This window comes from Gemmatimonadetes bacterium SCN 70-22, from assembly GCA_001724275.1.
GTDB lineage: Bacteria > Gemmatimonadota > Gemmatimonadetes > Gemmatimonadales > Gemmatimonadaceae > SCN-70-22.
Map to the genome: position 1 here is coordinate 23765 of MEDZ01000006.1, position 15368 is coordinate 39132.

The 15368-nt window shown below is 71.4% G+C and carries 11 protein-coding genes; 3 read left to right on the plus strand and 8 right to left on the minus strand.

Features of this window, described 5'->3' with window-relative positions:
* Positions 1–4 precede the first annotated feature (4 nt).
* The 3 genes from ABS52_04820 to ABS52_04830 form a co-directional block, all read right to left on the minus strand.
* Entirely contained in the window at positions 5–2665 is a 2661-nt protein-coding gene (locus ABS52_04820; GenBank protein ID ODT04365.1) for a hypothetical protein, read from the minus strand.
* Positions 2665–2982, minus strand: coding sequence for a hypothetical protein (locus ABS52_04825; GenBank protein ID ODT04366.1), 318 nt, complete (start codon positions 2980–2982; stop codon positions 2665–2667). Before ABS52_04825 ends, ABS52_04820 begins: the two co-directional genes overlap by 1 nt.
* 220 nt (positions 2983–3202) lie before the next feature.
* Positions 3203–4255, minus strand: a complete 1053-nt coding sequence (locus tag ABS52_04830) for a hypothetical protein (GenBank protein ODT04367.1) — start codon at positions 4253–4255, stop codon at positions 3203–3205.
* Positions 4256–4393: 138 nt separating this feature from the next.
* On the opposite strand from ABS52_04830, the gene ABS52_04835 reads away from it, so the two are divergent.
* From ABS52_04835 to ABS52_04845, 3 genes are all read left to right on the plus strand, one after another.
* Positions 4394–5104: an acylhydrolase gene (locus ABS52_04835; protein ODT04368.1), complete on the plus strand. Its 711-nt coding sequence runs from the start codon at positions 4394–4396 to the stop codon at positions 5102–5104.
* 141 nt (positions 5105–5245) lie between these two features.
* On the plus strand, positions 5246–5674 hold the full coding sequence (locus tag ABS52_04840; GenBank protein ODT04369.1) for a hypothetical protein: 429 nt from the start codon (positions 5246–5248) through the stop codon (positions 5672–5674).
* 24 nt (positions 5675–5698) lie between these two features.
* Positions 5699–6826 (plus strand): hypothetical protein, encoded by a 1128-nt coding sequence (locus tag ABS52_04845; protein ODT04370.1) that lies wholly within the window; start codon positions 5699–5701, stop codon positions 6824–6826.
* 125 nt (positions 6827–6951) lie between these two features.
* Here the strand turns inward: ABS52_04845 and ABS52_04850 are convergent, their stop codons facing one another.
* From ABS52_04850 to ABS52_04870, 5 genes are all read right to left on the minus strand, one after another.
* On the minus strand, positions 6952–7596 hold the full coding sequence (locus ABS52_04850) for a hypothetical protein (protein ID ODT04371.1): 645 nt from the start codon (positions 7594–7596) through the stop codon (positions 6952–6954).
* 221 nt (positions 7597–7817) lie between these two features.
* On the minus strand, positions 7818–10262 hold the full coding sequence (locus tag ABS52_04855; GenBank protein ID ODT04372.1) for a hypothetical protein: 2445 nt from the start codon (positions 10260–10262) through the stop codon (positions 7818–7820).
* A gap of 133 nt (positions 10263–10395) precedes the next feature.
* On the minus strand, positions 10396–12366 hold the full coding sequence (locus ABS52_04860; protein ODT04450.1) for a hypothetical protein: 1971 nt from the start codon (positions 12364–12366) through the stop codon (positions 10396–10398).
* Positions 12367–12371: 5 nt separating this feature from the next.
* Complete coding sequence (locus ABS52_04865) at positions 12372–12812, minus strand: response regulator (GenBank protein ODT04373.1); 441 nt, start codon at positions 12810–12812, stop codon at positions 12372–12374.
* A 2-nt stretch (positions 12813–12814) separates the two neighbouring features.
* Positions 12815–13900, minus strand: coding sequence for a PAS domain-containing sensor histidine kinase (locus ABS52_04870; GenBank protein ID ODT04451.1), 1086 nt, complete (start codon positions 13898–13900; stop codon positions 12815–12817).
* Positions 13901–15368: the final 1468 nt, after the last annotated feature.

The following is a 15368-nucleotide window of genomic DNA, read 5'->3' on the forward strand; positions in this document are numbered from 1 at the left end:
CCGACTACTCGGTGCGCAGCGCCGTCATGGGATCGATCCGCGACGCCCGCCACGCCGGGAGCAGGGTGGACAGGAGTGCCACTCCGGCAAGCCCCGCAGAAACCATGGCAATGGTAAGGGGATCGCGGGGCGAGATCCCGTACACCAGCGGGCGCAACGCGCTCCCCAGGAGCCACGTCCCCCCCACCCCGAGCGCGACTCCCGTCGCGGCCAGCCAACCGCCCTGGCGCAGGAACTGGCGGAGGATCTGCTCGCGCGAGGCGCCTAACGCCGCCCGCACGCCGATTTCCCGGATCCGCTCTCCCACCATCCCCGAGAGCACCCCATAGATGCCCACCGCCGCCAGGACGAGTGCCGAGAGCGCGAAGGCCTGGAACAGGCGTTTGGCGAAGCGGCGCTGGGCGGTGGCCTGGTCGACCAGCGCCGTCATGGTGCGGACCTCGGCGACCGGAATCCCGCTGTTCACGGCGTTCACCGCCTCACGCAGCGAGCGGATGAGCGCACCCGTTTCGAGCGTGGAATGCACGACCAGGCGCACGTAGGAGTCGGCGAACGGGTTCTGCTCCATGGGGAGGTACAACTGCCCGCCGCCGTCGGCATCGAGCCCCGGGTGCTTCACGTCACCCACCACGCCGACGATGGTGCGTAGCGGTGAGTCGGAAGGGCCGAACCGCAGCCGGGCGCCTAACGGGCTCTGGTCGCCAAAACGCCGACGGGCCAGTCGCTCGTTGATCACCACCACCGGGTCGGTCCCTGCCTTGTCCCCCTCCGTGAGAAAGCGGCCACTGACGAGCCTGAGCCCCATGGTGGTGGCGTAGTCGGCCGTGACGGCGAAGCGAAAGACGTCGCCGTCGGAGGCGTGACCATCCGCGGCCGGCACCTCCCAGTGTACGCCCCACGAGTCGAAGTCGTCCGAGAGCGGGAGCTGCGATGTCAGGGCCGCCGAGGTGACACCGGGGAGGGCGCGCGCCGCCTCGTGGACGGCGCGCCACGTCTCGCGAACCATCTCGTCCGATTGGAAGCGTTCTCCGGTGGCGCTCAGTGCCAGCTCGATGCGATCGTGGGTGGCGAACCCGACGTCGACGGCGAGCAGGCGCTGGACGCTCTGCACCAGGATGCCGGCGCCGCACAGCAGCAGGAGCGCCCGCGACAGCTCGGCCACGACCAGCGTGCGCCGTACGGCGTCATGTGCGCCACGTGTCACAGTGCGCGATGCGATCGCCAACCGGGCACGAAGGGCGCGGGCGTGCATGAAGGCGCCCGGCACGAGTCCGCTGACCATGCCTAACGCCGTGGCCAGGAGGGCGGTGAACAGGGCCACCGGGACGTCGATGCGCACCTGGTCGAGGCGGGGGAGCGACGCCGGCGCGAGCGCGACAAGCCCTCCGAGGGCGGCATGGGCGATGGCGAAGCCGAACAGGCTTCCCAGTCCCGACACCAGGAGCGCCTCCATCAGCATGCCGCGGGCGAGGCGCCACCGGCTGGCGCCGAGCGCGGCGCGAATCGTCGACTCGCCACCGCGCTGGATGGCCCGGGCGAGGAAGAGGTTGGTGGTGTTGGCGAGCGCGATCAGGACCAGCAGCGCCGCAGCGCCAAGCAAGGCGAGCAGGGGACCGCCTGTGCGCTCGTTGAGTTGGTCGCGAAGGGGAGTGAGGACGACGCCATTCCTGCCGTACGTGGCGGGATACGCGTCGCGGAGGCGATCGAACACGCGCTCGACGTCACGCGCGGCGACGGCCATCGGGACGCCGTCCCTCAGGCGCGCGACCGCCTGCAAATGACGACAGTCGCGACATGCCGAGCCGCTGGTATCGGCGTAGCCGAGTGGGCGCAGGATCTCCGCACCCGGACTCAGCACGCTCTCGTAATTCGCCGGGAGCACGCCAATCACGCGGTGCTTCACGTCGCCGAGCGTGATGGTACGCCCGACGATGCCGGAGTCACCTCCAAAGCGCTGCTGCCACAACCGGTGGGCGAGGAGGACGACCGTGGTGGCGTTCGGGCGGTCCTCCTCGGGCGTGAAGTCGCGACCGAATGCGACACGGACGCCCATGACCTCGAGCCAGTTGGCGGACACGGCCAGTCCCCTGAGGCGCGACGCGCCGGACTCGTCGGTGAGCGTTGGGGCGTAGTCTCGTGCGGCGGCGACGTGGGACAGCGACGGCGTCTCGCGCCGGAGGTCGGCAATCGTTCGGTATCCGAGTCGTCCCGCGCTGGCGTCGCCGAAGCGTTCGCGGAGGGTGACGATGCGATCGGCATCGCGGAATGGAAGCGCTCCCCACAGCGCCGGCCGGGCGATCGCGACGATGGCACAGGCTGCGCCGACACCGAGGGCGAGCGTCAGGCTGGCGGCGAGGGTGAAGCCCGGGGTGCGACGCAGCCGGCGTGCCGCCAACCCGAGGTCGAAGCCGATGTCGGACATGAGCCCCCTGGTGAAGGGAATTGCCTGATGATCGCGCTCACGGCGGAGTACCGCGGCGAGTGCCTCACGCCAGAATCGGCGACGTGCCGCCCGGACCGCCTCGGGAGCGGTGGCGGCCTCGTGGAACGCCTCGACCAGGTCACCCACGAGGAACTCGCGCTCGTGTTCCGGGACGCGCCGCTCGAGGAGCCAGAGCGCGATGCGCGGAGGGCGCGGCGCGGTGCGATCCTCGGCGCGCGACATCACCCATCCAACTGCGCCGACAGTCCACGCGACAGCGCCCGCATCGCCCGCCACGCCTCGGTGATCGCGACGCGACCGGCGGGGAGCACGTCGTAGTGCCGCCGACGCCGTCCGCCGCGCTGCGGGAGCGGATCGCCGACCCGCGACCGCACGTATCCCTTTTCCTCGAGCCGGGCGAGCGCCGTGTAGACGGCGCCGAGCGTGACGTCGCGTCCGGCGCGCTCCGCGATCTCGCGCTGGACCGCCGCGCCGAAGCCGGCGTCACCGAGGCGCAGGAGCGCCAGCATCACCAGCTGTTCGACGTCGCCGAGGGGCATGTCATATCTCCGTGATATACGAATATATCATCCCTCGCGATCGTGCAATGGGGGAGGGAGGGGACGCCCGAGGCCGTCGTGCGAGGCCGTCATGCGAGGCCGTCGTGCGAGGCCGTCATGCGAGGCCGTCATGCGAGGCCGTCATGCGAGGCCGTCATGCGAGGCCGTCATGCGAGGCCGCTGGCGCCGCGCCGCCGGTCGCCGAGCGGCGGCGCGGCCCTCAGCTGTCGCCCTTCAGCTTCCTGAACTGCGCCTCCACCGACTCGGGGACGAAGAGGTTGTCGGCAATCGCCGCCACCTCCTCCGCATCGCGCCACGCCTGCTCCAGCTGCGCCAGCTCGCCCTCCAGCGCGCGTCGCTCGGCTTCCTCGTGCAGCGCCATCTCCAGCGCCAGCCGCTGCGGCGCCGGGAGCGAGAAGAGGCCGTACTTGTTGAACTCGGCGCGTCGCGACCGCGACTTGGCAGGCGACGCTCCGGTCGTCATCGGCTTGATCGCGCCTTGCGCCTGGCGGCCGGCGTGCCGCAGGTAGCGCTCCGAGTCGCCCACCGCCTCGATCTGCCGTACTGCGTCGGCGATCTCCGCCTGCTTCCCCCCGAACCGGTTGACCTTGGGGAGGACGATGGACGCGATGCGCTCGGCCTCGGCGCCGGCGAAGTGCGCCGAGCCGTTCTTGAAGCGCAGGAACAGGTCCAGCGCACCGTCGTCAGCTGCAGCGATGGCCGACTCGGCGAGGTGACGCCGCCGGACCTGGATGATCCCGTGCTGCTGCGTGCGGATGCGGGCGACGACAGTTTCCGGATAGCCGTAGATGAGGCTGCGCCCCAGGAGCATGAAGCTGTAGCCGAAGGCGCCGATCGCCACCCCCGCGGCAGCACCCGCGGCGTAGAGCGCGGTGACCGCGGCCATCCCCCCTCCGGCGGCGAGGATCGCCCGCTTGCGGCGGCGCCCGAACTGGTCGCCATAGCGCCAGGCGGCGAACTCGGGGCGTTGCGGCTGGCCGATGCGCACCAGCGTCGTCCCCTCGGGGAGCCGGGCCAGCCCGATGTTGTCGGTCGAGACGCGGCGGCGCGTGTCGCGATACAGGCGCTCGGCCTGCTCGATGGCTTCCCAGCGCTCCTCGAGCGGGGTGAGGTTCCATCGCTCGCACTGGCGGCAGACGACCCACAGACGGCCGCGCGCCGGGTCGAAGGCCAGCCGCTCGCCGACGGGGAAGGCCTCGAGCGAGTAGTTCTGGCCGAGCGGCTTGTTGCAGAAGATGCAGGTGGAGAACATCGACTCCCTCTCGTCCGTCCCGAATACTACACGAGGAGACGGCGTGAGGGTTTCGCGATGCCCGGCCAACTTGCGCTGGCAGGCTCATGGGGCGAACATCGCGGGGGTTGGTCCTCACCTTCAACCTCACGCGGAGCCATGCGTCGTACGACAGCGGCACTGCAGGTCGCGCTCCTCGCCTTGGCCCTCGTCGTCGCCGGGCCGGCGGCGGGTCGGGCCCAACAAGGCGACTGGGCCAACCTGGCGCGGTACCGAGAGGCCAATATCGCGCTCGGCGCCCCAGCCCCCGGCGACGCGCGAGTCGTCTTCATGGGGAACTCGATCACGGAGGGGTGGGCGCCGTATTTCGCCACGATGTTCCCCGGCAAGCAATACGTGGGGCGGGGGATCAGCGGGCAGACGACGCCGCAGATGCTGGTGCGCTTTCGCCAGGACGTGATCGCCCTCAGGCCGGCCGTGGTCGTGATCCTTGCCGGGACCAACGACATTGCCGGCAACACGGGGCCGTCGACGCTCGAGATGATCGAGGACAACCTGGCGTCGATGGCCGAGCTGGCCCAGGCCAATGGGATCCGCGTGGTCCTCTCGTCGGTGCTCCCGGTCTGGGACTATCCGTGGAAGCGAGGGGTGGAGCCGGCGCCAAGGATCGTGGCGCTGAATGACTGGATGAGGCGCTACGCAGCGTCACGCGGCATGGTGTACCTCGACTATCACTCGGCGATGGCCGACGAGCGGAACGGGCTGCGCGCCGATCTGTCCGGCGACGGGGTGCACCCTAACGAGGCGGGATACCGGGTGATGGCGCCGTTGGCGGAAGCGGCGATCGCGGAGGCGTTGCGCTCGAAGTAGGGGTGGCGGCGGGGCGGGGAGGCTCACGCTTCGAGCGCCATGTCCGTCGCGTTCAGGCGGCCTCGGCCTTGCGGCCATTGCGGGGAGCGGGGGAATCACGTATCAAAGGTCGCTTGCCCCCCGCGCGAGGAGGAATTCGCCATGAGACTGCGTTCGCGGGTCGCTGCGCTGCTCTCGCTGTGCGGCGCGATCTCGGGCGCCGCGGCCCAGGACCACGCGCACCCGAATGCCGCCGCAGCCGAACAGCTCGGCGCGGTGCACTTCCCGACCTCATGCGCGCCCGGCGTCGCGCTCGCGTTCGATCGCGCGGTCGCCCTGCTGCACTCGTTCGAGTTCGGCGCCGCCATTCGGGCGTTCTCGCAGGTCGCGGCCGCCGACTCCAGCTGCGCCATGGCCCACTGGGGCGTTGCCATGAGCCGTTGGTCCAACCCTCTGGCACCGGGCGTGCGCGCGCCGGCCCAGCTCGAACCCGGGCTCGCGGCGGCCCGGGCGGCGGCCAGGCTGGGGGGGCGCGCCACGCCGCGCGAGCGCGCGTACATCGGCGCGATCGGCAAACTCTACGATGCGTAGGAGCGGGTAGACCAGGCCACACGCGTGGCAGCGTACGAGCGGGCCATGGACGACGTGGCCAGGGCATACCCGTCGGACACGGAAGCGAAGATCTTCCACGCGGTGGCGCTCGTGGCGTCGGCCTCACCCACGGACAAGACGTACGCCAGGCAGTTGCAGGCGGCGGAAGTCCTGGAGGCGCTCTGGAAGTCGCAGCCCAACCACCCGGGGCTCGCGCACTACATCATCCACGCCTACGACTACCCGCCGCTCGCGGCCAGGGCGCGAATGGCGGCACAGCGCTACGCGCAGATCGCCCCGTCGGCGGCGCACGCGCTGCACATGCCTTCGCACACCTTCACGCGCGTGGGGCTGTGGGAGGAGTCCATCGCAACGAACCGCAAATCGTACGAGGTCGCGCTCCGCGAGGGCTCGATTGCCGAGGCGCTGCACGCGCTGGATTACGCCACCTATGCCTATTTGCAGCTGCGTCGCGACTCGGCGGCCAGGGCGGTGGTCGACGGGCTCCCCGCACTCGCGGCGCGGTTCGACGTGCGTGCCGTGACCGGAGCGGCCCCGGGGTCGGCGGGGGTCTTCGCGCTGGCCGCGATTCCGGCGCGCTACGCGCTGGAGCGCCGCGAGTGGGAGGAGGCCGCGCGGCTCGAGCCGGTGCGAAGCGACTTCCCCTGGACGGAGGCGATGGTGTACTTCGCCCGGGCGCTGGGGGGGGCGCACAGCGGCGCGCTCGATCTCGCGCGTGCCGCCACCGACTCGCTCGCGGAGATCCACCGCCGGCTGTCCGCCGCGGGCGAAGGCTACTGGGCGGAACAGGTCGCGATCGAGCACCTCGGGGCGCAGGCCTGGCTCGCCCATGCGGAACGACGGGACAGCGCCGCGTTGCACCTGATGCGTGAGGGCGCGCAGCGCGAAGGCGCCACCGAGAAGTCGGCGGTGACGCCGGGGCCGCTCGTCCCGGCCCGCGAGCTGCTCGGCGACCTGCTGCTGGCGCTGGGGCGCCCGCGGGAGGCGCTCGCCGAGTACCAGGCGGCGCTCGCGAGCGAGCCCAATCGCTACCTGACGCTCGACGGGGCGCGGCGCGCAGCGGGGGCGGCCGGGGACCGCGCGCTGGAGGAGGGCTACGCCGCCCGGCTGCGCGCGCTCACGGGAAGGTGAGCGCGCGTGACGCGAGGAGCAGGGCGCGGTTGATACCGGCGTGCGTGGAGAGGGACCCAGCGACGAACGGGAGGGAGTGACGCATCCCTCCCGCTCGCCGTCTCGCGGCCCGGTGCACCGTGCGGCTACGGCGCCACGAAGGTCCCTCCGTCCCACACCCACGACAGCCGCGCCGCGAAGGCCGACGCCAGCACCTCCGCCGGGGAGTAGACGAGGCTGAGCTCGTCGCCGAGTGTGGTGACGCCCGCGACCAGGCCGGTGATGTTCCGGAACGTCGACCACGAGACCGACGCGAGCGTCGTCGGCATCGGTACGGGCGTCGCGATGGGATAGAAGCCCGCCAGCGCCAGCTGCGGCGCGACGGCGACGAAGGCGCTGTTGGTCTGCACCGTCGCACATGCGGCGCTCGTGCACTCGATCGCGTCCCAATTCTGTGCGGCTGCGGAGGTCGATCGTGCCACGACCTCGAACGGAGCGGCGGTGCCGGCGACGCGCGCCAGCGCCATCGGGTCCGTGTCCGCATCGACCAGCGCCGTCGCTGGGACCACTTGAATCGAGCGACCCAGCCAGGGGAGCGGATCGGACGGCGGCGCCACGCCGGCCACTCCCCGTGGGAGCGGAAGTACGGGGGCCAGGAGCGGGAGGAGCGCCCCCTGTGCATGGAGCGCGGCGCGAGCCGCTTCGACGGCAGGGGCGAAGTCGCTGCGCATGCCGAAGGAGAGGGGAATGGCGGGCTGCGATGCCCCCGCGGGGCGATCGTTGGCCAGCATCACCAGGCTGAGGGGGGCGCGCCCCGCCGTCCATCACGCCCGCGCCGTCGTGCACCGTCCCCACGACCAGGTACTCGGGTTCGAGCATCGCCCGCAGCCCCTGGCACATCAGGGGGTGATCGTCCACGACCAGCACCTTCGTCCTGCCCACGCTCCCCTCCGACCGCGCGCTCCCCAATGAGTAGGGGTGGACGCGAGGCGGTGCAACCAGCCCCGGCCGCTCACCCCCCGCGCATCGCCACCACCGGTTCGATGCGTGCCGCGCGCGCCGCCGGGACCCAGCACGCGGCCACGCCGACGGCGATCATGGCGGTCCCGACCGCGGCCAGCGTGAGCGGGTCGTGTGGCGCGACGCCGAAGAGGAGCCCGCGGATGAGGCGGTTCACGATCACCGCCCCGCCCGCGCCTAACGCGACCCCTGCCGCCAGCAGCATCCCCCCCTCGCGCAGGATCATGCGCTGCACGCGCGCGGCATCGGCCCCCAGGCTCATGCGGATCCCGATCTCGTTGGTGCGCGCGCTCACCGAGAAGGCGAGGACGCCGGCAATCCCCACCGCGGCGATGATCACGGCCAGCATCCCGAAGGCCGAGACCAGGATGGCGTTGAGGCGGCGAGGGGCGACGCTCTCTTCCTTGATTTGCGAGACGGTGAGGACGTGCTCGATGGGGTCGTGGGGGACGACGTCGCGCACGACGCGCGTGGCGGCGCCGGCCAGCGCCTGTGCGTTGCCGCTGGCGCGGATCACGAGCCCCCCGGCGTAGGCGAACTCCTGCGTGAAGGGGGTGAAGACGACCCCGCGCGGCGCGGCGTCGAGCCCGCCGTCCCTGGTGTCGCCCACCACGCCGACGATGGTGCGCCACTCGCCGCTGATCCCGATGAACTTGAGGACCTCGCCGGTCCAGGCAACGCGCAGCCCGATGGGATCGCGCCCGGGAAAGAGCTGCCTGGCCAGCGTCTGGTTGATGATGACGACCCTCTGCGACGAGTCGCGGTCCGTGCTCGTGAACTCGCGCCCCTGGAGCAGGGGGATGGCCGACGCCTTGAAGTAGTCGGGGTCGGCGGTGCGCAATTCGGCGCGCGGCTGCGGCTCGCCAGCTGCAAGCGTGTGCCCCTCTCCCTTGACGTCGAGCTGGAACGGTGTCGCGCGCAACGGCATGGTGGAGCCCACCCCCACCGCCCGCACCCCGGGGAGGGCGCGGACCGCCTCGCGCATCCGCGCGTACAGTGCCTTGGTGTCGGCGTCGCTCCGCCCCCCGCCGCTGATGGGGACTTCCATCGTGAGCACCTCCTCGGCGGTGAGCCCGCTGTCGACGCTGGACAGCCGCTGCATGGTGCGCGTCAGGAGCCCGGCCCCGGTGAGGAGGACGACGGAGACGGCGACCTGCGCCACCACCAGCGTGCGTTGCAGCCGCTGGCGCGCCAGGCTCCCGCTGGCGCGCGAGGCGCCGGCGGCGATCAGCGTCCCCAGCCGCCCCTCGGCGGCCAGGCGCGGCGCGTACGAGATGAGGATGGCGATGGCGACGGTCAGGAGGAGGGTGAAGGCGAGGACGACGCCATCGATGCGGATCTCGTTGGCGCGCGGCGAGTAGCGTTCGGCGAACGCGGCCAGGAGCCGCACCCCGCCGATGGCGATCAGGAGCCCAAGGACGGCGCCGGCCGAGGCGAGGAGGAGGTTCTCGACCAGGAGGAGGCGCCGCAGGCGGGCGGTCCCGGCGCCCAGCGCGGAGCGGATCACCAGCTCGTGCTCGCGCCTGACGCCGCGCATGAGCGAGAGGTTGGCGACGTTGGCCGCCGAGATGACCATCACGAAGGCGGCGGCCCCCATCAGGAGCCAGAGCGTGAGGCGGGCACGTTCGCCCAGCACCTCCACGAAGGGCGTCACCGTGACGCGGTATCCCGACCCGGCATCATACGCCTCGGGAAACTCGGCCTGCACACGCTTGCGGATGGTCGCCACTTCGCTGCGCGCCTGGTCCAGCGTCGCGCCGGGGGCCAGGCGGGCAATCATGTCGGTCATCCGGTGCGTGCGCCCGTGCACCATCATCGCGCTGGTGTGGTGCTCGCTGATCACCATGTTCATCAGCGCGTCGAAGCGCTCGGGAAAGGTCGGCGCCGGCTGCAGGACGCCGACGACTTCCACCGCGCGCCCGTCGATGCGCACCGACTTCCCGACGATCGTCGCGTCGCCGCCGAAGCGCTGGTGCCAGTAGTCGTGGGTGAGGACGACGACCGGGGGGACCCCTGTCCCGTCGTCGCGCTCGTCGAGGACGCGCCCCAGCACCGGCGAGAGCCCCATCACCTGGAAGTAGTTGCCGGTCACCAGGCCGACCTGCATGCGCACGGCGTCGTCCTTGCCCTGCAGCGTCAAGAGCACCCCCGAGTACTCGGCGATCCCCTGCAGCGACTTGGCGCTGTTGCGGAAGTCGAGGATCTCCGGGACGGAGAAGCGGATGTTCTCGCCCCCCGGCCCCTCGATGCTCTGGCGCAGGTAGACGAGGCGGTCGCCCTCGCGATGCGGGAGCGGCTTGAGGAGGACGGCACGCACCACGGAGAAGATCGCGGTGTTGGCGCCGATCCCCAGCCCGAGGGTGAGGATCACGGTCGTCGCGAAGCCGCGAGAGCGCGCCAGCGAGCGCAGGGCGAAGCGCAGGTCGGGGAGGGGCATGGGGACTCGCACGAGGGGCGTGGTGCCCGGTCCCGCTCGGGGGGTGTGAGGCCGGGCCGTTACCGCTACGTCGCGTCAGCGGGCATGGTTTCGACGTTCGAGAGGGGCGAAAATCATCGGTCGCGCCACGCCGTCAGCTGCGGGACGAGCCGGCCGCCGGGGAGTCGAGCAGCGTGCGCACCCGTTGCGCCAGCGTCTCGGGCGAGAAGGGCTTCTGGATGAACGCGGCCCAGGGCTCGAGGGCCTCGGGGTGAAGGGCGAGGTCGTCGGCGTAGCCCGAGATCACGACGGCGCGCAGCCCGGGCATGGACTCGCGCAGCTGGCTGGCGAGTGCGAGGCCGTTGATGCCCGGGAGCACGTGGTCGGTGACCAGCAGGTCGATGTCCCGCTGGTGCCGCGCGCCGAGCGAGAGCGCGGTGCGACCATCCGGCGCCTCGATGACGACGTAGCCGAAGCGTTCGAGGACGCGGCGCATCACGCCGCGCACCGCCGCCGTGTCTTCCACCAGCAGGAGCGTCTCCCGCCCTCGCAGTGCGAGCGGTGGCGCCTCGGACGCTTCCAGCTCGGCGGGGGCGTCGGCGTGCGGCAGGTAGATCGTGAACGTCGTGCCGCGCCCCTCCGCGCTGTCGACCTCGATGAATCCCCCGCACTGCTTGACGATCCCGTAGACCGTTGCCAGCCCGAGCCCGGTCCCCTTGCCGGCCTCCTTGGTGGTGAAGAAGGGCTCGAAGATGCGCGCCTGCGTTTCCCGGCTCATCCCCAGGCCGGCGTCGCGCACCACGAGCACCGCGTAGTGACCGGGGAGCGGGGCCCCAGGCCGCGACACGGCGTCGCCGTCGACCACCCTGGCGGCGGTCACGATGTGCAGCACGCCGCCGTCGGGCATGGCGTCGCGCGCGTTGACGGTGAGGTTGATCAGCACCTGCTCCATCTGCCCCGGGTCGGCGCGGATATGCGGGGCGTCGGCCGCCAGCGACAGCTGCAAGGCGACGTCGTGTTCGAGGAGGCGCTGCAGCATCTTCACGCTCCCCGACACCAGGTCGTTGAGCGAGACGACGCGGGGCTGCACGACCTGCTGCCGGGTGAACGCGAGGAGCTGCCGGGTCAGCGTCGCCGCCGTCGTCGCGGCGTGCTGGATCTCCATCAGGTCCTCGCGCAGCACGTCGTTGCCGGCGCCGAAGTCCTTCAGCAGGAGGTCGGCGTAGCTGGTGATGACGGTGAGCACGTTGTTGAAGTCATGGGCGACGCCGCCGGCCAGTCGCCCCACCGCCTGCATCTTCTGCGCGTGGCGCAGCTGCTCCTCGCTGGCCCGGAGGGCCGCCTCGGCCTGCTTGCGCGCCGAGATGTCGACCATCGTGGCCATGATCGCGCGCGCGCGATCCCACGGGATGTTGGCCACGCTGCACTCGAGCCAGCGCTGGATCCCGTCGTCGCCGGTCACCCGGCACTCGAAGCGGGCCGGGACGGAGATGCCGGCGCGCACCGACTGCACGAAGCCCTCGACCAGCTCCCGGTCCTCGTCGATCACGTGCGACCAGAGGTCCTTCCCGATGCAGGCCTCCGGAGAGGGGAGCGCGAAGAGCTCGGCACAGGCCGGGTTGGCGAGGCGGATCTGCCCGTCGACCTCGATGACGATGGCCTGGATGGAGCCGTCGACCAGGCCGCGGTAGCGCGCCTCGCTGGCGCGCAACGACTCCTCGAACCGAACGCGCTCGATCGCGAAGCGGATGGACTGGAGGAGGAGCGGTCCGTCGACCTGTCCCTTGACCAGGTAGTCCTGTGCCCCCTCGCGGACCGCGCGCTCGGCGATGTCCGCGTCCTGCAGCCCGGTGAGGACCACGATGGGGGTTCCCGGGCGCCGCGCGTGCGCCTCCAGAAAGGTCGCCAATCCCGAGCTGTCGGGAAGGCTGAGGTCGAGGAGCACGGCATTGAACCCCTCGTGAGACAGGTAGTCCAGTGCCTGGCGGAGCCGTCCGGCGTGCGTGAGTTCCACGAAGGCCGGCGCCACGTCCTTGAGCAGCTCCGTGACGAGTCGCGCATCGGCGGCATTGTCCTCGACGAGGAGGACCTTCAGCGGCTCGCGCCGCCCCCGTTGGGTCGTCATCCCGTTCATAGGCGCGTGAGCTTGACGACCTCGAGCCAGAACCCCTCGATCGACTTCACCACGCCGAGGAACTGCTCCAGGTCGACCGGTTTCGAGACGTAGGCATTGGCGTTGAGCTGGTAGCTCCGGAGGATGTCCTGGTCGGCGTGCGAGGTGGTGAGCACGACGACCGGGATGCGCCGGAGGGCGTCGTCCTGCTTGATCTCCTGCAGCACCTCCAGGCCATCCTTGCGTGGAAGGTTGAGGTCGAGGAGGATCAGGTCAGGGGCCGGCGCGTTGGCGTGCCGCCCTCGGCGGTACAGGAAGTCGAGCGCCTCGACGCCGTCGACCGCCACGCTGATGTTGTTGCGCACCCGGGCATCCTTCAGCGCTTCCCTCGTCAGGCGCACGTCGGCGGGGCTGTCCTCGACCAGCAGGATCTCGATGGGTGCGGTGGCCGTGGGCACGGTCAGCCCTCCTGTGGGGCGGCAAGGGTGAAGTGGAAGGTGGAGCCCGCGCCTGGCTGTGAATCCACCCAGATCCGCCCGCCGTGGCGCTCCACGATCTTCTTGCAGATGGCGAGTCCGATTCCCGTTCCCGGGTACTCGTCGCGCCCGTGGAGCCGCTGGAAGATCACGAAGATGCGGTCGAAGTACTGCGGCTCGATCCCGATGCCGTGGTCTCGCACGCTGATGACCCACTCCGCCCCCTCGCGGCGCGCGCCGACCTCGATGCGCGGCGCCGTGGGTCCCGCGAACTTCAGCGCGTTGCCGATCAGGTTGGCGAAGAGCTGCTCCAGCTGTCGCGCGTCCCCGCGCACCACCGGGAGGGGGGCGCGCGTGACCGTGGCACCCGATTCCTCGAGCGCGAGCTTGAGGTCGTCGATTGCCCGGTCGAGCACCTCGTCGGCCGGGACGGGGACGAGCTCGACCCCGTGGCTCCCCACGCGCGAGAGCGTCAGGAGGTCGTCGACCATGCGCTGCATCCGCCGCGCGCCGTCGACCACGAAGGCCATGAACTCCCGGCCGTCGGCGTCGAACCGGTCGCCGTAGCGGCGCTCCAGCAGCTGCACGTAGCTGGCCACGGTGCGGAGCGGCTCCTGGAGGTCGTGGGAGGCGACGTAGGCGAAGCGCTGCAGTTCGTCGTTGGACCGCTTCAGCTCCCGCTCGGCGTCCTTGCGGGCACTGATGTCCACCACCGAGGTGACCACGTAGGATTGGCCGTTGCGCCTGACGGGATTGAGCCCGACCACCACCGGGAACTCGCTGCCGTCGCGCCGCCGGGCGAACAGGTCGCGGTCGGCCCCCATCTCGCGCCGCTCCAGCAGGTGCATCGCGTCCCGGCGCAGCCGGGGGTGCCCCGCCGCAAAACGCTCCGGGATGAGGCGCTCCACCGGCTGCCCCAGCAGCTCCTCGCGCCCGTAGCCGAACAGGCGCTCGACCTCATGGTTCACGAAGACCATGCGCCCGTCGGCATCGACCATCACCACGCCATTCGGCGTCCCCTCGAGGATCGCCTCGAAGCGCGCCTCCGACTCCTGGAGCGCCCCCTCGATGGGACGCGTGACGCGCCGCAGGTACGTCCACCCCAGCGCGCCCACGAGCCCGATCAGGAGGACGGCCGCAATCCCGGCGTCCCGCAAGAATCGATGCGTGCGGGCCAGCACCTCGTCACGCGGAAACTCGGCGAGCACCACCCACGGAATGCCGCCGAGTTCGCGGGCCATGGCCAGCTGGCCACCCGTGCCGGCGCGCACATACGACAGCAGCGTCGTGTCGCCCCGCACGGGCACCGGCGGACCGGCGACGTGCGTGGCGAAGTCGGTCCACGTGCGGTTGTCGACGCTCCCCACGTACACCCGCGCCCCCTGCCCGACGAGCCGCGAGAGGCGGTCGCGCGTCGTCGCGCTCGAGGCGACCGGCTGACGCTGCACCACGAAGCCGACCTCCCGCCGCGCCTCGTCCATGACCGGGGCGAGGATCCCGTACTCGACCGTGTCGCGCAGGATGAGCATCGGCGTGATGGCGCCGGCGCGTCGCCCCGTGGCCCGCCCCCGCCAGTCGCGCACCACGGAATCCGCGAGCGGCGGGCGCGGCGCCCCCGCCTGCAACACCCGGCGCCCCGCGCCGTCCCAGAGTTCGAGGCTCGAGTTGCGCTCGACGTCGGCCGCGTCGAGCAGTTCGCCAACTCCGGCGCTTTCGGGAGCCGTGGTGCGGCGCAGGTACTCCACCACCTCCGGGCGAGACGCGATGCGTTCGAGGGCGGCGGTCCGCGCGCGCCCGGACTGCTCGAACATGGCGGCAAGCTGCGTCGTGACGTCGCCCAGCCGCTGCCGCGCCGCGCCGATGGCTGCCCCACGCATCTCGGCAAATGCGAAGAGCGTGACTGCGGCGATGCCGACACCGAGCGCCGCGCCGACCGCCAGTCCAAGGCGTTGGTCTACCGAGAGGGATTGCCGGCGCATCAGCGCAGACTCCATTGCAGTTCGGGTCTCTCGTCGCCTGGGGCGGCAGCCGAGCCGACAGAGTCAAAATGCCGCATTCGCTATCAATATATTATACGTGCGGCATCGGCGTATCGTCACGCGAGAGCGCTGCGCCACGGGCCTGCCCGCCGGGTCGGTTGGCGGCCGTTAACGCCAGTTTGCAGCCGTTGGCAGGCGTTTGCAGCCGTCCGCACCCGTCCGCGCCCGTTGGCCCTCGGTGGCGCGCGTGCGTCGGCGGCGCGCCGGTGACGCCGGCACGTGGCCCTCTTCCCTCGGGCGGCGGGAAGGGGGCACGGACTTCCATGCGGCGAGTTCCCCACCCAGCCTCCCGCTCGCCTCTGCTGTCAGAAGTTAGTCAAAGTCGTGGCGTGACCACGGATCGGAAGGGAGCGCCATCCATCCCACGCGACACCGTCCCGTTTGTGGGGAGCAGCGATGCGAGCCGCGGGCGGCGCACGGGGACTTCGGCGCACTGGCGAGAAACGCTGAGCTTCCTTGAGACTTTATCCGGTCCTGAGGTCAGCGACCAGCTCGCCGG